The 25202-nt window shown below is 67.9% G+C and carries 20 protein-coding genes and 1 tRNA gene; 11 read left to right on the top strand and 10 right to left on the bottom strand.

Going from position 1 to position 25202, the window contains the following annotated elements; translation table 11 throughout:
• Positions 1-45: 45 nt before the first annotated feature.
• Both FHS74_RS02100 and FHS74_RS02095 read left to right on the top strand, forming a co-directional pair.
• Positions 46-2124 (top strand): M13 family metallopeptidase, encoded by a 2079-nt coding sequence (locus FHS74_RS02100; protein ID WP_246462853.1) that lies wholly within the window; start codon positions 46-48, stop codon positions 2122-2124.
• 85 nt (positions 2125-2209) lie between these two features.
• Positions 2210-4270: a M13 family metallopeptidase gene (locus tag FHS74_RS02095; protein WP_246462852.1), complete on the top strand. Its 2061-nt coding sequence runs from the start codon at positions 2210-2212 to the stop codon at positions 4268-4270.
• A gap of 207 nt (positions 4271-4477) precedes the next feature.
• Here FHS74_RS02095 and ykgO read toward each other — a convergent pair whose 3' ends face one another.
• Both ykgO and FHS74_RS02085 read right to left on the bottom strand, forming a co-directional pair.
• Complete coding sequence (gene ykgO / locus FHS74_RS02090) at positions 4478-4603, bottom strand: type B 50S ribosomal protein L36 (RefSeq protein ID WP_012973122.1); 126 nt, start codon at positions 4601-4603, stop codon at positions 4478-4480.
• Between the two features lie 97 nt (positions 4604-4700).
• Positions 4701-5651 carry a methyltransferase domain-containing protein gene (locus FHS74_RS02085; RefSeq protein ID WP_246462851.1) on the bottom strand — a complete coding sequence of 317 codons (951 nt, stop codon included), beginning with the start codon at positions 5649-5651 and terminating at the stop codon, positions 4701-4703.
• A 240-nt stretch (positions 5652-5891) separates the two neighbouring features.
• Here FHS74_RS02085 and FHS74_RS02080 point away from each other — a divergent pair, with 240 nt between their 5' ends.
• The 3 genes from FHS74_RS02080 to ggt all read left to right on the top strand — a co-directional run bounded on the left by FHS74_RS02080 (position 5892) and on the right by ggt (position 10370).
• Positions 5892-7313, top strand: coding sequence for a sigma-54-dependent transcriptional regulator (locus tag FHS74_RS02080; RefSeq protein WP_184796987.1), 1422 nt, complete (start codon positions 5892-5894; stop codon positions 7311-7313).
• Positions 7314-7620: 307 nt separating this feature from the next.
• Positions 7621-8214: a cold-shock protein gene (locus tag FHS74_RS02075; RefSeq protein WP_184796985.1), complete on the top strand. Its 594-nt coding sequence runs from the start codon at positions 7621-7623 to the stop codon at positions 8212-8214.
• A 371-nt stretch (positions 8215-8585) separates the two neighbouring features.
• A complete protein-coding gene (ggt, locus tag FHS74_RS02070) occupies positions 8586-10370 on the top strand; it encodes a gamma-glutamyltransferase (protein ID WP_246462850.1) in 1785 nt (594 codons plus the stop codon).
• A 157-nt stretch (positions 10371-10527) separates the two neighbouring features.
• Here ggt and FHS74_RS02065 read toward each other — a convergent pair whose 3' ends face one another.
• The 3 genes from FHS74_RS02065 to FHS74_RS02055 form a co-directional block, all read right to left on the bottom strand.
• Positions 10528-11493, bottom strand: coding sequence for an RNA polymerase factor sigma-32 (locus tag FHS74_RS02065; protein ID WP_184796984.1), 966 nt, complete (start codon positions 11491-11493; stop codon positions 10528-10530).
• Between the two features lie 210 nt (positions 11494-11703).
• Positions 11704-12996 carry a methyl-accepting chemotaxis protein gene (locus FHS74_RS02060; RefSeq protein WP_184796983.1) on the bottom strand — a complete coding sequence of 431 codons (1293 nt, stop codon included), beginning with the start codon at positions 12994-12996 and terminating at the stop codon, positions 11704-11706.
• The gene (locus FHS74_RS02055; protein ID WP_184796982.1) at positions 12965-13489 is read right to left on the bottom strand and encodes a PAS domain-containing protein; all 525 of its coding nucleotides are present in this window, start codon (positions 13487-13489) and stop codon (positions 12965-12967) included. Before FHS74_RS02055 ends, FHS74_RS02060 begins: the two co-directional genes overlap by 32 nt.
• Before the next feature lie 267 nt (positions 13490-13756).
• On the opposite strand from FHS74_RS02055, the gene FHS74_RS02050 reads away from it, so the two are divergent.
• Positions 13757-14509 (top strand): enoyl-CoA hydratase-related protein, encoded by a 753-nt coding sequence (locus tag FHS74_RS02050; protein WP_184796981.1) that lies wholly within the window; start codon positions 13757-13759, stop codon positions 14507-14509.
• 136 nt (positions 14510-14645) lie between these two features.
• Here FHS74_RS02050 and FHS74_RS02045 read toward each other — a convergent pair.
• Positions 14646-14720, bottom strand: a tRNA-Val gene (locus FHS74_RS02045).
• 922 nt (positions 14721-15642) lie between these two features.
• Here FHS74_RS02045 and FHS74_RS02040 point away from each other — a divergent pair.
• Positions 15643-16638 (top strand): glucokinase, encoded by a 996-nt coding sequence (locus tag FHS74_RS02040; protein WP_184796979.1) that lies wholly within the window; start codon positions 15643-15645, stop codon positions 16636-16638.
• A gap of 22 nt (positions 16639-16660) precedes the next feature.
• Here FHS74_RS02040 and FHS74_RS02035 read toward each other — a convergent pair whose 3' ends face one another.
• Complete coding sequence (locus FHS74_RS02035) at positions 16661-17260, bottom strand: UbiX family flavin prenyltransferase (protein WP_184796977.1); 600 nt, start codon at positions 17258-17260, stop codon at positions 16661-16663.
• Positions 17261-17448: 188 nt separating this feature from the next.
• Here FHS74_RS02035 and FHS74_RS02030 point away from each other — a divergent pair, with 188 nt between their 5' ends.
• The gene (locus tag FHS74_RS02030; RefSeq protein WP_184796975.1) at positions 17449-18537 is read left to right on the top strand and encodes an alkene reductase; all 1089 of its coding nucleotides are present in this window, start codon (positions 17449-17451) and stop codon (positions 18535-18537) included.
• 67 nt (positions 18538-18604) lie between these two features.
• Here FHS74_RS02030 and FHS74_RS02025 read toward each other — a convergent pair whose 3' ends face one another.
• Entirely contained in the window at positions 18605-19237 is a 633-nt protein-coding gene (locus FHS74_RS02025; protein ID WP_184796973.1) for a DUF1013 domain-containing protein, read from the bottom strand.
• A gap of 217 nt (positions 19238-19454) precedes the next feature.
• Entirely contained in the window at positions 19455-20432 is a 978-nt protein-coding gene (locus FHS74_RS02020; RefSeq protein WP_184796971.1) for an NAD(P)H-quinone oxidoreductase, read from the bottom strand.
• A gap of 124 nt (positions 20433-20556) precedes the next feature.
• Between FHS74_RS02020 and FHS74_RS02015 the strand changes: the two genes are divergently transcribed.
• Positions 20557-20742 (top strand): DUF1192 domain-containing protein, encoded by a 186-nt coding sequence (locus tag FHS74_RS02015; protein WP_184796969.1) that lies wholly within the window; start codon positions 20557-20559, stop codon positions 20740-20742.
• Here FHS74_RS02015 and FHS74_RS02010 read toward each other — a convergent pair.
• Positions 20739-21539 (bottom strand): class I SAM-dependent methyltransferase, encoded by an 801-nt coding sequence (locus tag FHS74_RS02010; protein WP_184796967.1) that lies wholly within the window; start codon positions 21537-21539, stop codon positions 20739-20741. The two genes, FHS74_RS02015 and FHS74_RS02010, sit on opposite strands and share 4 nt — an antisense overlap.
• A 134-nt stretch (positions 21540-21673) precedes the next feature.
• On the opposite strand from FHS74_RS02010, the gene FHS74_RS02005 reads away from it, so the two are divergent.
• Entirely contained in the window at positions 21674-22486 is an 813-nt protein-coding gene (locus tag FHS74_RS02005; RefSeq protein WP_184796965.1) for a helix-turn-helix transcriptional regulator, read from the top strand.
• Positions 22487-22576: 90 nt separating this feature from the next.
• Positions 22577-25202 (top strand): hypothetical protein (locus FHS74_RS02000; RefSeq protein WP_184796963.1); only part of this gene is annotated, 2626 nt, incomplete at its 3' end.

Genomic DNA, 25202 nt, shown 5'->3' with positions numbered 1-25202 from the left:
GCGGACCGCCCGGGCACATAACGACAACAACAGATGATGGTCATCATGTCCGGGGTACGCAGCCTTACCGCATCGGCCGCACTGGCCACCTTGATCGCCGCCGGCCTGGCCGGCTGCCAATCCACCGGGACCACGGCGCCCCCGCCGCCGGCACCCGCCGCGACTCCGGCGCCAGCGACCACGCCCCCCGCCCCCGGCCTGCCGGTGGTCGACAACGACGTCAGCCCTTGCGAGAACTTCTTCCTGCACGCCTGCAACGTATGGAACAAGCGCAACCCCATCCCGGCCGACCAGCCGCGCTGGGGCAGCTTCAACAAGCTGGCCGACGACAACCTGGCCCTGCTGCATGACGAGTTGGACAAGCTGGCCGCCCATCCGACGCCGGAGAGCCAGCGCGTGGCCGACTTCTACGCCGCGTGCATGGACGAGAAGGGCATCGAGGTGCGGGGCCTGGCGCCATTGCAGCCCGTGCTGACCCGGATCAACGGCCTGAAGAGCAAGAAGGGCCTGACCAGCCTGCTGATCGACCTGCACATGTCGGGCGTCAACGCCTTCCACCGTGTGGGCCAGCAGCAGGACTTCAAGGACGCCACCCAGGTCATCACCGGCGTCTACCAGGGTGGCCTGGGCCTGCCGGACAAGCCCTATTATTTCCGCGATGACGAGAAGTCCAAGCAGCAGCGCGCGGCCTACGTCACCCACATCCAGAAGATGCTGGAACTGGCGGGCGTGCCGGCGGCGGCGGCGGCGACCAAGGCCCAGACGGTCATGCGCGTCGAAACGCAGCTGGCCGACGCCTCCATGGACCGCACCACGATGCGCGAGCCGGAGAACCGCTACCACCTCAAGACCTTCGCCGAACTGCGGGATCTGGACCCGGCGATCGACTGGAAGGCCTACGTCCACGCCGCCGGGCTGACCCCGCCGGCCTCGCTCAACGTCAGCAACCCCGACTTCATGAAGCGGGAGAATGAGCTGATCCACCGCCTGAGCCTGGACGACATCAAGACCTATCTGACCTGGCGCACGCTGAGCGCCTACGCCACCTGGCTGCCCGACGCCTTCGTGCAGGAGAACTTCAATTTCTATGAGCGCACCCTGCGCGGCGCCCAGGAGATGAAGCCACGCTGGAAGCGGTGCGTGTCCGCCACCGACAACGCGCTGGGCGAGGATCTCGGCAAGTACTTCGTCGCCCGCGCCTTCGGGCCGGAGAAGAAGGCTCGGATGCTGCAGATGGTGGCCGACATCCGTAAGTCGCTGGATCAGACCTTCCCCACCCTCACGTGGATGAGCCCGGAGACCCAGGCCAAGGCCCACGCCAAGCTGGACGCCTTCACCGCCAAGATCGGCTATCCCGACAAGTGGCGCGACTACGGCACCCTGACCGTCAGCCGCACCGACGCCTTGGGCAACGCGCTGCGGGCCGAGCGATTCGAGTTCCGCTACGACATGGCCAAGATCGGCAAGCCGGTGGACAAGGGCGAGTGGTCCATGACCCCGCCCACGGTCAACGCCTATTATTCCTCCGCCCATAACGACATCAACTTCCCCGCCGGCATCCTGCAGCCGCCCTTCTTCAACGACGCGGCCGACGATGCCGTGAACTACGGCGCCATCGGCGTGGTCATCGGCCATGAGATCACCCATGGCTTCGACGACCAGGGCCGCAAGTTCGACGGCGACGGCAACCTGAAGGATTGGTGGACCGCCGAGGACGCGGACAGGTTCAAGACCCGCGCCCAATGCCTGGTCGACCAGTACGGCGGCTATGTCGCCGATGGTGACGTGAAGGAGAACGGCAAGCTGAAGCTGGGCGAGAACACCGCCGACAACGGCGGCATCCGGGTGGCCTATCGCGCGCTGCTGGAACGGCTGGGGCCGAAGAAGGAGGAGAAGATCGGCGGCCTGACGGCGGCCCAGCGCTTCTTCTACGGCTTCGCCCAGGTCTGGTGCGGCGAGGCGCGGCCCGAATACCGGCGCCTGCAGGCCCAGACCGACCCGCACTCCCTGGGTGAATTCCGCGTCAACGGCACCCTGTCGAACATGAAGGAGTTCGCGGAGGCCTTTAACTGCAAACCCACCGACAAGATGGTGGCCGGCGAAAAGGCCTGCCGCGTCTGGTGAGGCCCATCCGAGTCGGGGCGCCGGCATGATGCCGGCGCCCCATCGCATTTCCAAAAACATGACGACAAAAGGTGGAGCACCCCACATGAGCAAACCGATCGCGGGGATCCTGAATCGCGCGGCCCCCATCGCCCTGGCGACAGCCCTGGTGGCCCTGCCCTTCGCGGCGACGGCCGCAGAGAGCAGGCCTGCCGACAAGGCGTCTGCCACGGAAGCGGCCCTGCCGCAGGTCGACGAGTCGGTCGACCCCTGTCAGAACTTCTACCAGTACGCCTGCGGGCCGTGGCTCAAGTCCAACCCCATCCCCAGCGACCAGTCGCGGTGGGGCAGTTTCAACGCCCTGCATGAGCGCAACCAGACCATCCTGAAGACGGCGCTGGAAGATGTGGTGGCTCATCCCAACGCCGACAATCAGCGCGTGGGCGGCTATTACGCGGCCTGCATGGACGAAGCCGGCGCCAATGCCAAGGGCGCCGCGCCCATCCAGTCGCTGCTGGACCGGATCAAGGCCCTGACCGCCAAGGAGCAGTTGGCCCCGCTGGTGGCCACACTGCATGATGTGGGTGCCGACGTCTTCTTCGGCTTCGGCGCGTTGACCGATTTCAAGGACGCCACGCGCGACATCGCCATCGCCGACCAGGGCGGCATCGGCCTGCCGGAACGCGACTTCTACACCCGCGATGACGCCAAGTCGGAGGAGACGCGCAAGGCCTATGTGGCCCACGTGGCCCGTACCTTCATGCTTCTGGGTGACGACCAGACCACGGCCGACGCCAAGGCGCAGGCGGTCATGGGCATCGAAACGGCCCTGGCCAAGGCCTCGCTGAACCTCGCCGACCGTAACGACCCGGAAAAGACCTACCATAAGAAGCCCACGGGTGAACTGGCCAAGCTGGCCCCGGATTTCGCCTGGGACGCCTATTTCAAGGCGACCGGCGCCCCCGCCTTCAAGACCCTGAACATCGCCGTGCCGGACTTCATGAAGGCCGTCGGAGACGTCATCAGGTCGTCCAGCGTCGCCGACATTCAGGCCTACCTCACCTGGCATGTCGCCCACAGCTTCTCACCCTGGCTGTCCCAGGCTTTCGTGGATGAGCGTTTCGCATTCTATGCCAAGACCCTCTATGGCACGGAACAGAACCTGCCGCGGTGGAAGCGGTGCGTGGCAGCGACGGACAATGCCCTGGGGGAAGACCTGGGCAAGTACTACGTCAAGGCCGCCTTCGGCCCTGATCAAAAAGCCAAGATGCTAACCATGGTGAAGAACCTGAAGGCGGCATACTCGGTCGACATCGACCAGCTGGACTGGATGAGCCCGGAGACCAAGAAGCGGGCGCACGAGAAGCTGGACACCATCGTCGACAAGATCGGCTACCCCGACAAATGGCGCGACTATTCCAAACTGGAGGTGAAGAAGGACGATCTGGTGGGCAACGTCCAGCGCGCCAACGCGTTCGAGACCGCGCGCCAGCTGGCCAAAATCGGCAAGCCGCACGACCGGGCCGAATGGCAGATGAGCCCGCCCACCGTGAACGCCTATTACGACCCGACAGAGAATGACATCAACTTCCCAGCTGGCATCCTGCAGCCACCGTTTTATTTCGCCGACGCGGACGACGCGATCAACTATGGCGCCATCGGTGCCGTCATCGGCCATGAGATGACACACGGCTTCGACGACCAGGGCCGGCAGTTCGACAAGAACGGTAACCTGAAGGACTGGTGGACCAAGCAGGACGCTGCCAAGTTCAAGCAGCGCGCCCAGTGCGTCGTCGATGAATACGATGGCTTCATCGCCATGGATGACGTGCACCTGAACGGCAAAGCCGAATTGGGGGAGAACCTGGCCGACAACGGCGGCCACGCCATCGCGCTGAAAGCCCTACTGGCCACCCTGAAGGGCGTTCCCGCCAAGAAGGAGGGCCGCTTCACGGAAGAGCAGAAGTTCTTCCTAGGCTATGCCCAGGTGTGGTGCAGCAACCAGCGTGACCAGGCGCGCCGCACCCAGGCGCAAACCGATGTCCACGCGCTCTCCGAATACCGGGTGAACGGCGTCGTCTCCAACAATCCGGAGTTCGCCAAAGCCTTCAACTGCAAGGCCGACGCCCCCATGAATCGCGGCGCCAAGGCCTGCAAGGTCTGGTAAGCGGATGACGCTGGCGACTCCGCCCGGAGTCGCCAGCCAACGAGAGAAGCCCCGCCGACAGCAGCCGGCGGGGCTTTTTCATGCGCGAGGCGGATCTCCGGGGCCGGAGAAGCCCATAAAACATCAAAACAAAAACCGCGCCTTCATTCAGGCGCGGTTTTTGGTTCCGATGGCCGGCGAACCGGCCAAGGGGCAGAAAACGCTAAATCAGCCCTGACGGGCCTTGAAGCGCGGGTTCTGCTTGTTGATGACGTAGACGCGACCCTTGCGGCGAATAACGCGGCAAGCCTTGTGGCGGGTCTTCATCGACTTCAGGGAGTTCACGATCTTCATGATTTGGACTCGGGCACTTGGATGGGGATCACGGTCGAGGCCGGGAAAATAGTAAGGGCGGCCCCGCCTGTCAACCTGAGTCATGCCGTAAAAGTGATCAGCTGATATCCGCCGGCTTCAGGACGTAAAAACGATAGAGCCGGATGCCCGCGTCCAGCACCGCCACACGGCGGGCCCACAGCTCCACCTCCTCCACCACCGCGACCTTGGTTTGATGGTCCATGCTGTGCTGTTCCAGGTGCGCCACCAGCCCCTGGATGGCGCTCAGGATCAGGCCGCGATGCAGGTCGGACAGGTCCTCGGTGATGCGGATGTCCAGGTTGCGCTGCTGCAGCCCCTGGGCATACTGGTCCACGGTCCAGGGATGGGGTTCCACCGGCTCATGATCCAGCCAGCCCTTGAAGACCGGGCCGCTGGCCCGGGCCTTGTCCAGTACATAGTCGGTGAACAGGAAATGTCCCCGCGGCTTCAGCGCCGCCTCCACCGCGTCCAGCAGGCCGTCCTTGTTGCGGACGGTGTAAAAGCCCTCCTTGGCGAACACCGCGTCCACGCGCTTGGGCCAGGAGAAGGTTTCCGGGTCGTAAGCCTGCACCGGCGCCTGGCGGGCCATGCCGGCCTTGTGCGACCGGAACATGCCGGCCTCCGCCAACACGGGGTTCGACTCCAGCCCCGTGACCCAGGCGCCGAACTGCGAGGCCATACTGCGGGTGGACCCGCCCAGGCCGGCCGCCAGGTCCAGCACGCTCATCGCCGGGTTCAGGCCCAGGGGCTTCACCAGGGAGGGGATATGGTCGTTGCCGCCGGGGGTGGCGTAGCCCTCACCCCAAATCTTTTCCGCCACCTGCACGCGGGTGGCCGTCCACAGGGGCTTGCCGGTGCGGTTCAGTGTGCGACGGTCGGTGGAGGACTGCGTCGACGCCTGCCGGGGGTGGCCACCGGCATCGCCCGCGTCAGCCTCGTCCGCAGGCGGACGGCGGCTGAGCAGCGTCGCCAGGTCATAGCCTTCCCACCAGGCGACGAAGCGATCCTTGATGGACGCCTGAGGCAACGCCGCACCCTTTGAGCCCTGCTGGGCAGCCATGCGTGGAACCAGCCCCGTGGAACATTAATACGGAAACATATTGTACAGAGATTGCGTGACGGTTGAAATGGCCATGCTGAAACGCGCGTGCGGTCCAACGGCGTCCGAGTGGGGATACGGGTTCCAGCCTCGCGTCGCACGTTTGTCCCAAGCGCCGCTCCGCCTTGTCCACCCGCGCCACGTCCACCCGCACCACCAGATAGGCAAATGACCGAGTCGGATCTCAACCGGGTGCTACTCGTCGAGGATACCGCCCCCCTGGCCCGGGTCTACACCGAGTATCTGCACAGCGAAGGGTATGAGGTGGAGCATCAGGAAACCGGCGCGCAGGCGCTGGAAAGCCTGCGCCAGCGCACCCCCGGCGCCCTGGTGCTGGATCTGAAGCTGCCGGACATCGACGGGCTGGAGGTGCTGCGCGCAACCCACGCGGCCCACCCCGACCTGCCGGTGATCGTGGTGACGGCCCACGGCTCCATCAGCGTGGCGGTGGAAGCCATGCGCGACGGCGCCTTCGACTTCCTGGTGAAGCCCTTCACCGCCGCGCGCCTGATCGTCACCGTGCGCAACGCGCTGGAACGGCGGCGGCTGACCCGCATCGTCGCCCATTACCGCCGCGAGTTGGACCGGGGCAGCTTCCACGCCTTCGTCGGCGCGTCGGCGCCGATGCAGACGGTCTACCGCCTGATCGAAAGCGTCGCCCCCAGCCGGGCCAGCGTCTTCCTGACCGGCGAAAGCGGGACGGGCAAGGAACTGGCGGCCGACGCCATCCACCGCTGCAGCCCCCGCCGCGACCAGCCCTTCATCGCCATCAACTGCGCCGCCATCCCCAAGGACCTGCTGGAAAGCGAGATCTTCGGCCATGTGAAGGGCGCCTTCACCGGCGCCGTCAGCGACCGCGCCGGCGCGGCCCGCCAGGCCGACGGGGGCACCCTGTTCCTGGACGAGGTGTGCGAGATGCCGGTGGAGTTGCAGGCCAAGATCCTGCGCTTCGTCCAGACGGGCATGTTCCAGCCCGTGGGCGGCACGCAGTTGGAGAAGGTGGACGTCCGCTTCATCTCGGCCACCAACCGCGACCCGCTGGCCGAGGTGGCCGCCGGGCGCTTCCGCGAGGACCTGTATTACCGCCTGCACGTGGTGCCCATCCACCTGCCCCCCCTGCGGGAGCGCGACGACGATGTCTGCCTGATCGCCCGCCACTTCCTGGCGGACATGGCGACGGAGGAGGGAAAGGCCTTCCAGCGCCTGGACGGGGATGCCGAATCGGCCTTGATGGCTTATGACTTCCCCGGCAACGTCCGCCAGTTGCAAAATATCCTGCGCAACGTGGTCGTCCTGTACGATGGGCCGGCGGTCACCCGCGCCATGCTGCCCGAACCGCTACGCACGGCCAGCGGTGGCGGCCGGACAAGCGGCAGCCGCGGAATCCCCCAGGAATCCGCCATGCCAGGGGGCGACGCGCCGGCCGGGGCGACCGAGATCGTGCCCTTATGGCGGCTGGAGAAACAGGCGATTCAACGTGCGCTTGCGGCTACGGGCGACGACGTTCCACGGGCGGCGGCCCTTCTTGAGATCAGTCCGTCGACCATCTATCGCAAGCTTCAGCAGTGGAAAATCAAGATCACGGGCTGATCAAATTCAGATCCCCATATCTTGGGTCTGTGCCCCAGCATTGCTACCCGTTATTGGGGCGAATCCGGCTTGATCGCGGGATTGCGCGCGCGATTGGCCAGATACCTCCCAAACGACTGGCATCCAGGCCATTGCATGGCTGGTGCAGTCCTTTTTTTTTCGGTATAAACTGACACACAGGAGGAAATCCTGCGCAACCAAATCCGGCTTGGCCAAATCTGGCTTGGGAAGGGTGCGCGGTAGGGTCCGTCCTTGCGACCGGTGCCCCCGGCCAAGCACTTTATCGACTACGTTGAGTTCAAATCACATGTATGAGCGCCGTTCTCCGCAGAGCCCGCAGATCACCCGCCGGGGCGTCAACGCCACCGTCAAGTGGTACAACCCCACCAAAGGTTTTGGTTTTGTGACCCTGTCCGATGGGTCGCCCGACGCCTTTTTGCATGCCTCCGTCGTGCAGGCCTTCGGCCATGACAGCCTGGCGGACGGCACCACCATCAATTGCGACCTGTCGCAGGGCCAGAAGGGTCCGCAGGTTGCCGCCATCCACAGTGTGGATGAATCCACCGCCACCCCGGGCGGCGGCGGCGGCGGCATGGGCGGCGGCATGGGCGGCCCGCGTCGTGACAGCTTCGGTGCTGGCGCCCCGCGCCGCGCCGGCGGCGGCGGCGGCGGCTGGGAGTCCAGCGGCCCGACCGAGACGGTCGAAGGCACTGTGAAGTTCTACAGCGCCGACAAGGGCTTCGGTTTCGTGACCCCCGATGGCGGCGGGAAGGACGTGTTCGTCCACATCACCGCGCTGGAGCGTTCGGGCGTCCGCGCCCTGACGCCGGAGCAGCGGGTGCGCCTGACGACCAGCATGGGTCAGAAGGGTCCGCAGGCCAATCGCGTGGAAGTCCTCTGATCCATCCGATCTGGTCGGACGGGATAAACCGGCACCGGGGAAGCCTGGTGCCGGAATTCCTGTTCACCTGAGAGATGGTTCATCCTCGACCCGCTGGCGCCCGGTGGCATCACTTGGGCGCTGGCGTTGAGGAGCATCATTTGCGGGCCGGAGACACGGAACGCGCCGCCCAGCAGGGCGGCGCGTTTTGTTTTATGCGCATGGTAGCGGTAGCATCGCCCCACCCTGCGCGCACTTGCCGCGCCGCCCGCGCCGCGGTTTTCAGCCGGGCTCCGCCATGCCATTGTAACGGCATGAACAAAGCCGCCCGGCAGCCCGCCCCCACCGCCCATCCCCCGTCCCAGGACCATGGTTTCCGGGGCCACAGATCCTTGGCCGCAGCCCTGCTGGCCAGCGTCTTGGCCTTGATCCCCGTGACAGCCGGCCACCCGGCGTGGGCGCAAGGCGCCGATCCCGAACTGGCGTCCCCCTTCACACCGCGTCCGCTGGTTCGGACCCAATCCGACATGGTGGTGGCCGCCAATCCGCTGGCGGTGGAGGCCGGACACGCCATGTTGCGTCAAGGCGGCAGCGCCGTGGATGCCGCCATCGCCGTGCAGTTGGTGCTGGGTCTGGTGGAACCACAGTCCTCTGGCCTCGGCGGCGGCGGATACATGCTGGTCTGGGACCCCAAGACCGGCGATCTGGCATCGCTGGACGGGCGGGAGACGGCACCGGCCGGCGCCACCGCCGACCGATTCGTCGGCCCCGACGGCCGGCCCATGCCCCTGATGCGCGCCTTCGACGGCGGCCGGGCCGTGGGCACGCCAGGCATCCCCGCGCTGTTGGCGGAGGCGCACAAGCGCTATGGCAAGCTGCCCTGGGCGGCGCTGTTCCAACCGGCCATCAAGCTCGCCCGCGACGGCTATACCGTCAGCCCCCGCCTGGCCCTGCTGTTGAAGGGCCTGACGCCCATCCTGAAGGACCGGCCCGACATGGTGGCCTTGTTCTTCCACACAGAATCCGACGGCGGCCTCACACCCTTGCAGGCTGGGGAAACCTTCCGCAACCCGGCCATGGCCCACACGCTGGAGGTGCTGGCGACGCAGGGGCCGGACGCGTTCTACCACGGCGTCCTGGGGCGGGACTTGGCCCGGCATCTGGCCGACAGCGCCCTGCCCGCCGACACGGCCGGGGGCAGCCCGGCCCTGGTCACCGCCCAGGACCTGGCCGCCTACAGAGTGGAGGAGCGGGATCCCCTGTGCACGCCCTACCACCAATGGAAGGTGTGCAGCATGGGCCCCAGCAGCTCGGGCGGCATCGCCATCGTGGAAATGCTGGGCCTGCTGGAGCATTTCGACATGAAGGGCCTGGGCAAGGACTCGCCCACCGCCTGGCACTTGATGGTGGAGGCCAGCCGCCTGGCCTACGCCGACCGCGACCTCTATGTCGGCGATCCCGCCTTTGTCACCGTGCCACGCGGCCTGCTGGACAAGGGCTATCTGGCGGAGCGCGCCAAGCTGATCGACCCGGCGCACGCCGCCCAAGGGCCGGTGGCGGCCGGCGTGCCGCCGCAGAAGCAGGGCGCGCTGTACGGCCCCGGCTGGCAGGCGGACATCCCGTCGACCTCGCATATGTCGCTGGTCGACAAGAACGGCATGACCGTGTCCTTCACCACCTCGGTGGAATTCGCCTTTGGTTCCGGCATGGCGGTCGATGGGTACGTGCTGAACAACCAGCTGACCGACTTTTCCTTCATCCCCACCTCCCCCGGCACCGGCCTGCCGGTGGCCAACGCCGTGGCGGCGGGCAAAAGGCCCCGCTCATCCATGGCACCCACCATCGTCTTCGACCAGACGGGCAAGCCCGTGCTGGTGGTGGGGTCGCCCGGCGGGCCGGCCATCATCGGCTATGTCGCGGAAACCATCGTGGCGGCGCTGGACTGGGGCCTGGACGCGCAGGAAGCCGTCAGCCTGCCGCGCATCATCAACCGCAATGGCACAACCACCCTGGAGAGCGGACCCTGGGCCCCGCCGCTGAAGGCCGGCCTGGAAGCGCTGGGCCAGAAGGTGGAATTGAAGTCCATGCCCAGCGGCCTGCACGTCATCAAGCGCACCCCCCAAGGCCTGGAGGGCGGCGTCGACCCCCGGCGTGAAGGCTTGGCGGCTGGGGATTGAGTTTTATTGAGCCGACACTGACCACCCAGTTCCAACGGGAACCGGGTTAGGCCGCGACTGCGGCCGCCGGAGCTTTTCGGGGAGCGCAAGCGGACTGAAAAGCGAGGACAAGGCAAGCGGGCGGATGCCCGCGCCCGCCGCCTGAGGGGAACCTGAACTAAGCCGCCGAGCGCGCGGCCTCGGCCATGATGTCATTGGCGCTGGGCACCCGGCCCATGCCGGACTTGGCGCGCTTGGCCGCCATGGGCAGGATGGGGGCGGCGGTGGTGCCACCCTCCGCCGCGCGCCGAACGCTCCGCGCCACCTTGCTGTAGGCACCGGTCTCGATCTGGCGGATGCGTTCCTTGCTGACACCGTAGTGCTGCGCCAGGCGCTCCAGCGTGACCGGCTCGTCGGCCAGGTTGCGGGAGATGAAGATGTGACGCTCCCGATCGCCCAGGGCCTTCAACGCGTCCAGCATCAGGCCCTTGCGCTGGCTTAGCTCGCTGCCTTCAGCCAAGCGGCTTTCCACCGATTCGGCCTCATCGGCCAGCAGATCCATGGCCTCCTGGTCATTGTCCTCGCCCATGGACACGTTGAGCGAGGCGACGGGGGTGGCGAAGCGATGCTCCATTTCGCGCACCTCCTCCACCGTCGCGTCCATTTCGACGGCGATACGCGCCGCTTCGTCGTCCGTCATCATGCGGTCATGCACGCCCAGACGGCGCTGCGCCTGGCGCAGGTTGAAAAACAGACGCTTCAGGGCGGCGGTGTTGCCGCCCTTGAGCATGGACCAGTTGTGTAGGACGTAGGACTGCACCTCCGCCCGGATCCACCACAAGGCATACGTGGCCAGCCGGAAGCCCCGCGACGGATCGAAGCGCTGCACCGCCTTCACCAGGCCGATATTCGCCTCCGACACCAGATCGCCCACCGGCAGGCCGGACCGGGCGTAGCGCGAGGCGATCTTGATGGCTAGGCGCATGTGGCTGTGGACCAACTCATCGGCCGCCCGCTGGTCCTGGGCGCTGGCCCAGCGGTTGGCAAGCTCAAGCTCGCGCTCGGGCGACAGCATGGGGTAGCGATTGGCCTGGGCCGTGTAGGCCCGCAGCAGGTCGACCGACTCGGAAGAGAATGCACCCATCGCCGTCCCCTTTCAGTACCGTCCTGGTCGCCCGATGGCGCCGGACTTGGCCTATTGTTGCCCTGGTGTGGCGGGCTTAGCCCAACGCGACCCGTTCACCACGCTGTCATCTTTTGCCGGGACATCTGAAGATTGGGTTAACGGTCTTGAACAAGAACGCACCATGCCCAACGACCTTTCCAACACGGGGGCGGATAGACGGCTCACCCCCTAGACCACTTGCCGCAGGGCCGAGAGGAAGCTGCCCAGGTCGCGATTCATCTCCTCGGACTGGCGCGCCAGGGTCGCCGCGGCGGCCAGCAGACGGCCGGCGGCGGCACCACCCTGGGTGGCGGCGTGGTTAACCGTGGCCATGCGGCTGGAAACGTCGGCGGCCCCGTGCGCCGCCTGGTCCACGTTGCGGGCAATCTCGGTCGTCGCCGCCCGCTGCTGCTCCACGGCCGACGCTATGGAAACGGTGATGGCGTTGACATCGTCGATGACATGCGCCACGTCGGTCATGGACCCCACGGCGGCCCTGGTGGCGGCATGGATGGTGCCCACCACTTCCTGGATGTCCTCGGTCGCCCGCGCCGTCTGGCCGGCCAGGTTCTTCACCTCACCGGCCACCACGGCGAAGCCCTTCCCGGCGTCCCCCGCCCGCGCCGCCTCGATGGTGGCGTTCAGCGCCAGCAGGTTGGTTTGACTGGCGATATCCGTGATCAGGCCGACCATGGCGTCGATTCGGGCGGCGGCATCCGCCAGACCCGCCACCTGCCGCGTGGTGTCCCCGGTGCGCCGCACGGCCTGGCTGGAAATGGCGGTGGAGCGGTCCACCTGTGCGCCGATCTCGGCGATGGATACCGACAGTTCCTCCGCCGCGGTCGCCACCATCTGCACGTTGCCACTGGCCTGTGCCGCCGAACCCGCCACCATGAGTGATTCCCCCTGGGTGGCGTCAGCGGCCGTGGCCATGTCCTCCGCCGCCTGCTGCACCTGGCATGCGGCCTGGGCCAGCCCCTGCCCCACCGCGCGCATGCCGGCCTCGAACCGATCAGTGGTGGCACGGAAGGCCGCCGCTTTGGCGCCCATGGTCGCCGTGGCGGCGTTGATGGCGCGGGCGGCGTCCCGATAGGCGCCGGGCATGCCCTTCTCGATCACGCGGCGATGGTCTTGCCGACGGGTCACGGCCTCAAGCGCCGCCTGGGCTTCGCGGACGAAGGCGTCCGCCCGGTCGGCGGCGTCGTTGACGGCATGCTGCAGGGCGCCCACGGGGCCGCCCTCGACCACCCCCACCACCCGGGACTCGAACCCGCCGGCGGCCAGCGCGCGGAGCACGCCCAGCACCCGCGCCAGTTCCCGCCCCAGGCGGCGCAGTTGCCAGGCGGCCGCCAGCGCCAGCAGGACAGCCACCGCGGACAGCGGAAGGCGGGCGCCCTCCAGGGGGAGCAGGGCGGCCACAGCGGCACCCGCGGCGGCCAGTGTGGCGGCCTCAGCCTTCCAGAGAGAACATGTAGCGATCATAGTCCGTGTCCAAATCGGTCAGGGTCTGGGTCAGCAGGCGGCCGCCCGCGGCGATGGCGGCGGCCGGGCTGTCGTGGCGCCCTTCCTCCCGCAGCAGACGCTGGTAGAGCGGCGCCACCACCGTGGCGACGACATGAGGGTCCGGCGCCCGGCGGTTGGAGTGGTAGCCGGTGATGCGGCCTTGCCCATCCCGGCTGGGGGTGACATGGGCGAACACCCAGTAATGGTCGCCGTTCCTGGCCCGGTTCAGCACGTAGCCGAAGAACTCCCCGCCGCCGGTGATGGTCTGCCACATCAGGTGGAAGGCGGCGCGGGGCATGGCCGGATGGCGCAGGATGCTATGGGGGGCGCCCAGCACCTCCCGTTCCGTGAAGCCCGACACTGCGAAGAACGTTTGGTTCGCGTAGGTGATCCGACCCTTGAGGTCGGACTTGGTGACGATGACCTGATCATCGTCGAACCGGCGTTCCACACCGGTGAGGGCCCTTTTCATGGGACGCGCGCTCCCCTGGTTGAGTACTCAAGCCTTATACCCGGAAGCCTTATACCCGGACCTGGGACCGGGAATTGATTTGGATCAGGCGTGGTTCAGACGGTGAATGGCTGAATCTTCAAACTTTTAAGCGTACTTGAGATGATTTGATGGTGGGCCCGACGCGGGCCTTGCCCACCGCCCGGCCGTGCGGCAGCATCCCGGCATAAGCAATCACTAACCTCCGGGGCCAAGTCAGACCGCCGGGGACACCTTGGGAGACAGAAGATGAGTCAAGCCACGGTCCTGGTGGAGGACGGGAACGGGGTGCGCACCCTGGTGCTGAACCGGCCGGAGAAGCGCAACGCCCTGACCGGCGCCATGTACACCGCCCTGGCCGAAGCGCTGACCAGCGCCGCCGCCGATGACGCCATCGGCGCCGTGCTGATCCAAGGGTCGGGGGGCAGCTTCACCGCCGGCAACGACCTGGCGGACTTCCTGGCGGGCCCGCCCTTCACGGCCGACGCCCCGGTGATACGCTTCCTGCGGGCGCTGGCCACCTTCCCCAAGCCCGTCGTGGCGGCGGTGGAAGGCCACGCGGTGGGCATCGGCACCACCCTGCTGATGCACTGCGACCTCGTCTACGCCGCCCCCACCGCCCATTTCGTCATGCCGTTCGTCAATCTCGGCCTGGTGCCGGAAGCGGGCTCCAGCGTGCTGGCCGCCCGCCTGCTGGGGCACCCCAAGGCCGCCGCCATGCTGATGGCGGGCGAAGCGCTGACGGCGGAGGGGGCGGAGGACGCCGGCCTGATCAATGCCGAGGTGCCGACGGAAACACTGTACGAACACGCGATGGCCAAGGCCGTGGCCCTGGCGGCCAAGCCCCGGGCCGCCATGGCCCATACCAAGGCCCTGATGCGCCACGACACGCCGCACATCCTGGAAACCATCGCGCGGGAAGCCACCCTGTTCGCCCAGCAGCTTGCCAGCGCCGAGGCGCGGGCTGCCTTCCAGGCCTTCCTGTCGAAGAGCAAGGCCTGACGCCGGACGTCGCGCCCCTGCCCGAGTGCGGGCCGGGGCGTGACGCGGCACCGCCGGATAGCCGAAAACCGCGCGCGGACAGCACCGGCGCGGTCTTAACTCTTTGGATTTCCTGGGGGAATGCCTGGTGGAAGGATGGTGGGCGCGACAGGGATTGAACCTGTGACCCCTACCATGTCAAGGTAGTGCTCTCCCGCTGAGCTACGCGCCCATCCTTCAAATCCGCCGATTTTTGCGGGGCCTCGTTTCCGAGGTCATCGGCGTGGGCGGCTGTGTAGCACCGCCCAAACCGGCTGGCAACCCTTCTGTTTCATCCGGCTGAAAATTTTCAGGCCCAGGGCGGTTGGCCGCCCCCAATCGCCTGGGGGATGCGACCACCGGGGATGGGACTTCGCCCCGCCGATGGGCGGCCAGGGTTGATTGGAAGCGAGCCGGTGTCTTGGAAGGGGATTCCGCCCTGGGGCCCATCGTCGGGTCAGCCGCCTATGCGGCGCCGTAGCGGATGGACACGGGTAAAGGACAGGGGACCGTGCGCCAACGGCAAGCGTCACCGCTCGTCCAAAAACAGTCCGCGTCACCTGGGGTGTGGGGTCGCGACTCGTCGGGGATCCACCCTACCGACGCGGCCGGAACGGGCCGCCGACGCCGGAAATAAAGAAGGGCCGCGCCTGACGGCACGGCCCTGAGTTTAGGGAGGAAACGCCCAAGAAGTGCGTTACGACAGAACCGCAATCGCGATCATGTCGCACTGCACAATATGCCGATCCGACCCCACTTGATCAAGCAAAAAATGAAGGCCGCCCGAAGAATCTTGATTATTCAGTCTGTTGACCCTGACCGGGCATGGCGGGGCTGGTCAGGCCGTTGTGCGACGCAACACATTGATTCCAGGGAAACTCATGTAATTGCGTTACCTCCTTCCGGCCCCCTCCCCCTCGATTTTCCTGCACCAACGATATTGACAGCGCTGTCTCCGCCACGCTCTAAGTCGGGGGCGAAAAACGCGCGCGGACGGGCTTTCCCTCCACGCCGTTTCCCTATTGGTATAATAGGGAATACGCGCCCCGGCGGCCCGACACGATGCCGGCGGGGAAGTGGGAACGGGAAGGAAACGGAAAGGAAGGCGGTCACCTATGCAGGGCCTCTCGCTCTTGGCTGATATCGGCGGCACCAACGCCCGGTTCGCCCTCTCCGAATCCGTCGATTCCGCGCCGCATGACCCCCATGCCGCCCACATCTCCGGCGTGCGCATCCTGCCCTGCGCCGACTATCCGTCGCTGGAGGCGGCGGCGGAGGCCTATCTGGCGCTGGAGGCCCCGGGCGCCCGGCCCACGCAGGCCGCCATCGCCCTGGCCGGCCCGGTGACCGGCGACCGTATCCGCATGACCAACCTGCCCTGGGAATTCTCCATCGACAGCGTGCGCCGCTCGCTGGCCCTGGACCGGCTGGAGGTCATCAACGACTTCACAGCCGTGGCGCTGTCCATCCCCACCCTGGGTCCGGATGACCGGGTGCAAGTGGGCGACGGCGCGCCGGTGGCGGGCGCCCCCATCGCCATCCTGGGCCCGGGCAGCGGCCTGGGCGTCTCAGCCCTGGTCCCCCGCAAACGCAGCAATGGCGAGCCCGGCTGGACAGCGCTGGCGACGGAGGGCGGGCACGTCACCATGGCCCCGGTGAATGACCGGGAATCGGCGGTGCTGGCCGTGCTGCGCAAGCAATTCGACCATGTCTCGGCGGAACGGGTCATTTCCGGCCCCGGCCTGGTCAACCTGTATGAAGCCGTGTGCCTGGCCGACGGCAAGGAGCCGGCGTCCCTGACCGCCGCTCAGATCACCGCCGCCGGCACCACCCATGCGGGCGAACCCGCCTGCATCGAGGCGTTGGAGATTTTCTGCGGCATGCTGGGCACGGTGGCGGGCAACTTGGCCCTATCCATCGGCGCGCGTGGCGGCGTCTACATCGCCGGCGGCATCGCGCCGCGCATCCTGCCCTTCTTCACCCACAGCCGCTTCCGCAAGCGCTTCGTGGAAAAGGGCCGCATGCGCGATTACCTGGGGCCCATTCCCACCTATGTGGTGACCCACCCCCTGCCCGCCTTCCTGGGCCTGACGGCGAAGCTGGACGGGTAGCGTCCAAGGTCCAAGGCACGCCTCAGGCGATCTCCGTATCCTCGGGCGGCGCCTCGCCCCAGCGGCGCAGGCGGCCGCTGTCGATGTCGAACAGGTCCAGGATGCGGCCGATGGTGTGGTCGACCAGGTCGTCCACGCTCGTGGGCCGGATGTACATCGCGGGCACCGGCGGGGCGATGACGGCCCCCATCTCGGCCAGCGCCGTCAGCGTGCGCAGATGCCCCAGGTGCAGGGGCGTCTCCCGCACCATCAGCACCAGGCGCCGCCGCTCCTTCAGCACCACGTCCGCCGCCCGCGTCAGCAGGCTGGAGGTCACGCCCGTGGCGATCTCACTCATCGTGCGCACCGAACAGGGGGCGATGACCATGCCCAGGGTGCGGAAGCTGCCGCTGGAGATGGGCGCCCCCACATTGGTGACGGCGTGATTGACGGCGGCCAGGGCGCGCACATCGGCGGGCTTCAGGTCCGTCTCATGCGCCAGCGTCATCTCCGCCGACCGGCTCATCACCAGGTGGGTTTCTATGGACAAGTGGCGCAGCGTTTCCAGCAGGCGCACACCGTAGTGCACGCCCGAGGCGCCGCTGATGCCGACGATGAGGCGGGGAGGGGTGGAGCTTGTCATCCCTGGGATGTAGCGCCGGCCAGAAGCCTAGTCCATGGGGAAACGTTTGAACAAAACACTGGCGATAGGGATAACCCACCACTATTCGCGAATCGCGAAGGGTCTAGTCACGACAGCGGGCTAAAAACAGCGCGGCACCGCCCTTATGTTGGTTTTGTCCCGCCGCAAAACCTTGTGGATTTCCGCCAATGACCACGACATCGAACCTGTTCACCCCCGCCCGGATCGGCGCCATACCCGTCGCCAACCGCATCGCCATGGCGCCGCTGACCCGTGCCCGTGCCGGCATGGACGGTGTGCACACGCCCCTGGCGGTGGACTATTACCGCCAGCGCGCCACCGCCGGCCTGATCATCACCGAGGCCACCAACATCTCCCGCCAGGGGCGCGGCTACGCCTACACCCCCGGCATCTACACGGCCGACCACGTGACGGCCTGGAAGGCGGTGACCGAGGCCGTGCACACGGCCGGCGGCCGCATCGTGCTGCAGCTGTGGCATGTGGGCCGCATCTCCCACACCAGCCTGCAGGAGGGTGGGGCCGCCCCGGTGGCGCCCAGCGCCCTTCAGGCCGGCGGTGAGACCTATGTCGAGGGCGGCTTCGCCCAGCCCTCCCCGCCCCGGGCGCTGGAAACGGCGGAGATCGCCGGCATCATCGCCGACTACCGCCATGCCGCCGAGAACGCCAAGGCCGCCGGCTTCGACGGCGTTGAGGTCCATTCCGCCAACAACTATCTGCTGGAGCAGTTCATCCGCGACAGCACCAACCACCGCACCGACCGCTATGGCGGCAGCGTGGAGAACCGCACCCGCCTGACGGTGGAGGTGGCGGAGGCCGTGGCCGAGGTGTGGGGATCGGACCGCGTCGGTGTGCGCCTGTCGCCCATCACCCAGGCCGCCGGCAACACCCCCCTGGACAGCGACCCCAATGGCACCTACGGCTTCCTGGCGGAGCGGTTGGGCGCCTTGAACCTGGCCTACCTGCACTGCGTGGAAGGCCAGACCCGCGGACCCAACGGCGCGCGGAATTTCGACTTCCAGGAGTTGCGGCGGAAGTTCGGCGGCGCCTACATCGCCAACAACGGCTATGACCGCGACTTGGCGGATCGCACCATCGCCGAGGGCCGGGCCGACATGGTGGCCTTCGGCCGCCCGTTCATCGCCAACCCCGACCTGGTGCAGCGGCTGAAGACGGGCGCCCCCCTGGCCCAGGCGCCGCAGGAGGCCTTCTACGGCGGTGGGGCCAAGGGCTACACCGACTGGCCCACGGCGGCCTGATGGGAAGTAAAAAAGGGCGGCCTCTCGCGGGGCCGCCCTTTTCCATTCCTGAGGTCAGATCAGAGGATCAATCCTCGATCTCCTCCTCACGCTCCTCGTCCTCCAGGGCCGACCGCTCGGCGGCGGCGCGCTGCTCGGCCGTCTCCAGCAGGGTGGTGGCCTCCAGCTCCGGCTCGGGCAGGCCACGGCGGGCGCGGGACAGCGCCGCCTCCAGCTCCCGCTGGCTGCACAGGCCCAGCAGCACGGGGCTGCGCGGCTTGATGTTGCTGGTGTTCCAATGGGTCTTGTCGCGCACCGCGGCGATGGTCGGCTTGGTGGTGCCGATCAGACGCGAAATGGCGGCGTCCGACAGCTCCGGATGGCTTTTCAGCAGCCAGGCGATGCCGTCGGGCTTGTCGCCGCGCTTGGTCACCGGCGTATAGCGCGGGCCTTTGGAGCGGGCGATGGGCTGCGGCAGGTCATGGATGCGAATCTGCAGCTTCAGGTCCTGGTTCTTCTCGCAGCGCTCGATCTCATCCTTGGTGAGCTCGCCGTGGCCCACCGGGTCACGCCCGACCATGCCGATCGCCACCTCGCCATCGGCGATGGCCTGCACTTCCAGTGAGTGCATGCCGCAGAACTCGGCGATCTGCTCGAAGGACAGCGCGGTGTTCTCAACCAGCCAGACCGCGGTCGCCTTCGGCATCAAGGGCAGTGCCATGCTTCCTCCTAACCCGTGGCGGGGCGTCACCGCCAACACGCCTGAAAACCCGTGAACAAGGTCGCGAAAAGCAATATCCGCCCGTCGCGCGGGCTGAAGGCCCCACGCAGCCGGACGGAAAACTGTGACGCGTACATGAGCTATATAGAGGCACGCGGCGGGCGAGGCCACGCCTTTTTACGGGCGCGGCCCCTCTTGTTCCCGGGCGTCGCCGCCCTTAAACCACCAAAACGATCTTGCCGACGTGCTGGCTGCTTTCCATCAGCGCGTGCGCGGCGGCGGCATCGTCCAGCGGAAAGGTCTGGTGGATGACGGGCCGCACCGCCCCTTGCGCCAGCAGCGGCCACACCCTTTCCCGCAGGCTGGCGGCGATGGCCCCCTTCTCCGCCGCCGTCCGCGGCCGGAGCGTGGACCCGGTCAGGATCAGGCGCTTGGCCATGACCGGCTGCAGATTCACCGTCACCTTGCCGCCGCGCAGGAAGGCGATGCTGACATGGCGGCCCTGGTCTGCCAGGGCATCGATGTTGCGCGGCACATAGTCGCCGCCCACCATGTCCAGGATGACGTCCACGCCCCGCCCGCCGGTGGCTTCCTTCACCACGGCGACGAAATCCTCCGCCTTGTAGTCGATGCCGCGCTCGGCACCCAAATCCTGGCAGGCCCTGGCCTTGTCCGGGCCGCCGGCGGTGGCGAAGACCTGGGCGCCGAAAGCCTTGGCCAGCTGGATGGCCGTGGTGCCGATACCGCTGGTGCCGCCGTGGACCAGGAAGCTCTCCCCCGCCGCCAGCCGGCCACGGTCGAAGACATTGGTCCAGACGGTGAAGAAGGTCTCCGGCAGGGCCGCCGCCTCCACCATGCTGAAACCCTTGGGCACCGGTAGGCACTGGCCCGCCGGCGCCACGGCATGGTCGGCATAGCCGCCGCCATTCACCAGGGCGCACACCGCGTCGCCGACCGCCCAGCCCTCGACGCCCTCACCCAGGGCGGCGATGGTGCCCGCCACTTCCAGCCCCGGCAGGTCGGAGGCGTCGGGCGGCGGTGGGTAGGCCCCCGCCCGTTGCAGGCAGTCCGGCCGGTTGACGCCGGCGGCGGCCACCCGGATCAGAACCTGGCCCAGGCCCGGCTGAGGCGTCGGCCGCTCAATGGGCTTCAGGACGTCGGGACCGCCGGGTTCGGTGATGGCGATGGCACGCATGGGATCCGGATCTCCGCTGTACGTCTGGCGGGGGAGTGCCCCCTCGCCGCTTGGGGTCTTGCACCATGTAGGCCCCCGGCGGCACAGTGACAACCGACACCGTTCCAGCGCAGGTTGCCACCCCATGGACACCGACGACATCGCCCCGCCCCCCAGCCGCCCCACCGGCTTCCTGGACATCAGCCGCCTGTCGGTGACGGAACTGCGCGAATACCGCAACAGCCTGGAAGCTGAGATCGCGCGGGTGGACGACGCGGTGAAGGCCAAGCAGGCCTCGCTGAACGCCGCCGCCGCGTTCTTCAAAAGCTAGACCGGCACGGCTTCCAACGTGGCGGTATCCAGGGTGAAACTGCCGTCGGCCTCGATGGCGAAATGGCCGGTCACCGCATCCGCCATGCGCCCTTGCAGGGAGCGGATGGCCGCCACGTGGCTGTCCGGCGGGTTCATGCGGGCGATCCAGCTGCCGAATTCCAGGCGCAGCCGGCGTTCCGTCACGCCGGTGACCTGGAAGCCCGCCGCGCCCAGGGCCACCCGCCACTCGGCCAGGGAATAGTTGCGCACGTGCGACGGGTCGCGCAGCAGCTCGACGCTTTGCAGGAAGGTGTCCAGCAGCGGGTGATCCGGCGTCACCACGTCCATGAACACGGCCACGCCACCCGGCTTCACCACCCGGCGCGCTTCCGCCAGGCCGGCCGCCAGATCGGGCCAATGGTGGGCGCTGTAGCGGCTGAACACGGCGCAGTACTGCGCGTCGGGCACCGGCACGGCGTTGGCACGGCCCGCCCGCGTTTCGATGTTGGCCAGGCCGCGTCGCCCGGCCTCCGCCGCCACGGCGGCCAGCATGTCGGGCGACAGGTCGCAGGCCGTCACCCGGCCGACATGCGGCGCCACGGTGAAGGCAACATGCCCGCCGCCACAGCCCAAATCCAGCGCGGTCTTGTACCCCTTGCCCGCCACCAGGCCGGCCAGCTGCGCCAGATCCTCGCCCTGGGCATGGACGGCGCTGGCGACGTAGGCAGCGGCCTGGGGCCCGAACTGGCCGGCCACCACCGATTCCTGGTCGCGGCCGGAAAACTGATCCCGCTGGGGATCGCGCTGGGTGGTCATGTCCCTACTCCTCGGGTTTGGTCCCCGCTGCGGCGGGGTGGAGCGGCAGGATGGCAGGCTGGTAAACCGGTACCAGATCCGACTTTATACTGGTATCAAAGGCTACCCCCTTCCCTAGATGAGCCCGGCAGGCCATGGACCATCCCCCGATCCTGGACACGGCGAAGCGGCGGGAACTGGGCGAATTCGTCCGAGCCCACCGCGAACGGCTGAGCCCCGCCGCCCTGGGCCTGGCCCCCGGCCCCCGCCGGCGCACGCCGGGCCTGCGGCGGGAGGAGCTGGCACAGCTGAGCGGGGTCAGCGTCACCTGGTACACCTGGATCGAGCAGGGGCGGGAAATCTCCATCTCCCCCGCCGCCCTGGGCCGCCTGGCCCACGCCCTGCGCCTGTCGGCGGCGGAGCGGGCCTATCTTTACGACCTGGCGGGCAAACGCGACCCGCAGGAGGGCCCGGCGCCGGGCGACACCGTCGTGCCGGCCGCCCTGGACGGCCTGGTGCGGGGCATCGCCCACCCGGCCTACCTGCTGGACCGGACCTGGAACGCGCTGGCCTGGAACGCCCCGGCCGCCCGCCTGTTCGCCGGCTGGCTGGAGGCCGCCACCCCGGGCGGCAACCCGGAGCGCAACCAGCTGCGTTATCTGTTCCTGAACCCCGCCGCGCGGGCGCTGATCCCCGATTGGGCGGAGCGGACGCGGCGGGTGGTGGCGGAGTTCCGGGTGGATTACAGCCACCACCTGGACGACCCCGGCATGCGGGCCCTGGTGGCCGACCTGACCGCCCGCAGCGCCGCCTTCGCCGACCTGTGGCACGCCCACACCGTGACCACCCGCGCCGGCGGCGAACGCGCCTTCCTGCACCCGGCCGATGGGCTTGTGCGATACGAACAGGTGACCCTCACCCTGGCGGGCCAGGCGGCGGTGAAGCTGGTGACGCTGGTGCCGACCTGATCAACCTCGGCGTTTTCTCGAGCACACCCCAAACCATTTACGTGCACTCGGTGGAGCGGCTACGCTGGTTGGGTGACGATGGGGCGGGGCATGGCGGACGGCAGCGGGACAACGGTACGAACCATCAAGGCCCTGGCGGGCGGAGCGGCCCTGCTGACCGCCGTGACCACCGTGGGCGCCTTCGCCGCCCCGGTGTTGGCGCCCACGGCCACGGGCGCCCTGTTGACCCTGGCCGGCGGCCTGGGTGGCAACATCCTGGCCAGTTGGATCGACAAGCTGGGCAGCCCCGTACCCGGCGCGGTGGCGGAGATCATTCGCCGCCGCCGGGCGGGTGGCGCCCTTCCCATAAACCATGACATCGAACGGGCGATTCTGTCCGCGCTGGACAGCGCCGTCCACCATTGCATCCGCCGCTATGCCGCCGCCGTGACGGGCGGGCCGGACACCCAGGCGTTCCTTGACCTGGTTCGCCACAACGCCACGGCGCTGAGCCCGGCCAGGCTGGCGGCGGAGGCCATCAGCGACGCGGACATGCGGGCTGTGGCCCAAATCGCCGCCGGCAATGACCCGACCGCCCTGCACGCACCCTTGGCAACGCAGGTGCATACGCTGTTGGTGAGTTCCTTGATGGCCGCCAAGCCCGCATGGCAACCCCTGTCCGACGGCCTTCTGGCCCTGCTGGACGGAAGCGATCCCCAGGTACCGGGCGGCCTGGCGGGCGCGATGGGCGAATTCGTGAAAGAGGCGTTGAAGACCGATGAGCGCTTCTTTCGCGTCGTCCTGCTGGGCCAGGCGCACATCGCGGCGCAATCGGCCACCGCAACCCAAGCCGCCCTGGCGGACCTGAACCAACAGGCCAGCGCGATCTTCGACCATCTGGGATCGCGCCTACCCGTCCTGGACGCCCTGGTGGACGATCTGGCCGCCCTGCGGACGGAACTGACCACGCATATCGATCGTCTGGTGGCGGAGTTCGACCAGGACCGTGCCCCGCATCCGTCCTGGCCCAAGGCCACAGCGGCGCCCGAAGACAGCTTGGTTTACTGGGAACGGTGGGCGGACCTGGTGGGGAGGGACCCGGCCCTGGCGGCGCTGGCCACCTTCCTGGCCGCGCCCAGGCCGCTGTTGTGGACGGTGGTCAGCGGCCCGGCGGGCATGGGCAAAAGCCGACTGGCGCTGGAGGCCCTGGCCCCTTTGCGCGCCCTTGACGATATCGGCCTGGCCGATGTCGGCTTCCTGACCCAACGGGAATGGCTTACGGAAAGATGGTACGCGAAATGGCGGGCGCCCCGCCCCACCGTGCTGGTGATCGATTACGCCGGCATCAGCGCGGACACGGTGCGGGACCTGATCAGCAATTTGGCCACGCGGCCGGATGACCACGCCCTGCTGTCACCCGTGCGGCTGATCCTGTTGGACACCCTGCCCCCGGACAGCGAATTCAGCGTCCGGCAAGCCATCATCGACCACACCGAACGGGGCCGTCAGCGGGCCGACATCGCGTGGCAGGGCGACAGCACCGCCCTGAACCTGGGCCCCCTGGACACGGCGGGCGTGATGGCCGTAGCCGGCCGGTATGCCGGCGCGCCCTTGGACGCGGCGGCCCAGGCCCGGGTGACGGACGCCATCGCCGCCGACCCCGAACTGTCACGCCCTCTGTTCGCCGGCCTGTTGGGCCTGGCCCTGGCCGCCGGCACCCCCGGGCGCCTGGACCACCATACGGTGACGGCGGAATTCCTGAAACGACAGGACCTCCATTGGCAGGACCAGAACGTGACGGCGGCGGACCGCATGCTGCTGGCCGTGGCCACGGTGGCGGGCCGCTGTCCACCCGACCTGCTGGATGATTTGGCGCCGGAACTGGACCGTTGCGGCGTGGATGGGGATACCGCCTGCCGGCGGTGGAGCATCATGGCCGGCAAGGCCTATGCCGACGAATTCACCAAACTGGAGCCTGATTTCGTCGGCGGCCTGTATGTCTTGAATCACCTTGGCGCCATCCGCGCGCCGGCTGTGCGGATACACACGGCCCAGCGTATCCTGGACCTGGCCTGGCAGCGGGGCGACCCTGTCCCTTTCCTGGCCAACCTGGCCGCGAACTTTGGCGGTGTCACCACCTTCCATCCCCTGTTGACCCAGATGGTCAGCCACACGCCCACCGACACGGTGGCGCGGATCCGCTGGGCCATGGCGCAAACCGATGTCGTGTTCGCCTTGACCCGTCACGGGGCGGACGGCGTGGTGAACGCGGTGCTGGACGCCCTGACACGCGCCAAAGACGCCCCGCTGGTGCCCGCCGCCCACGCTCGTGCCCTGTTCGCCGCCGGCCTGACCGGCGAATTCACCAACCACCCCCGCACCGATGATCGGTTGGCGGCCCTGCGCGGCTTGGCGACCAATTGGCCCCAGGACGCCGCCGTCCGCGAGAACCTGGCAAAGGGACTGTTCAACGCATTCAACAACGCAGGCGCCGACGTCCTGCGCGCGGACAAACTCCTCGACGAACTCCGCACACTCGCCAGTGAATGGCAACAAGACGTCGCCGTCCGCGAGAGACTGGCCAAGGGGCTGGTCAACGCGGTCAACAACGCCGGCGCCGATACACGGCGCGCAGACGCACTCCTCCATGAACTCCGCACACTCGCCAGTGAATGGCAACAAGACACCGCCGTCCGCGAGAAACTGGCCATGGGGCTGGTCAACGCAGTCAACAACG

Source organism: Nitrospirillum iridis (assembly GCF_014205765.1).
In the GTDB taxonomy this organism is placed as follows: domain Bacteria; phylum Pseudomonadota; class Alphaproteobacteria; order Azospirillales; family Azospirillaceae; genus Nitrospirillum; species Nitrospirillum iridis.
The sequence above is the reverse complement of the archived record's forward strand: the minus strand, read 5'-3'. Positions and strand labels throughout refer to the sequence as shown.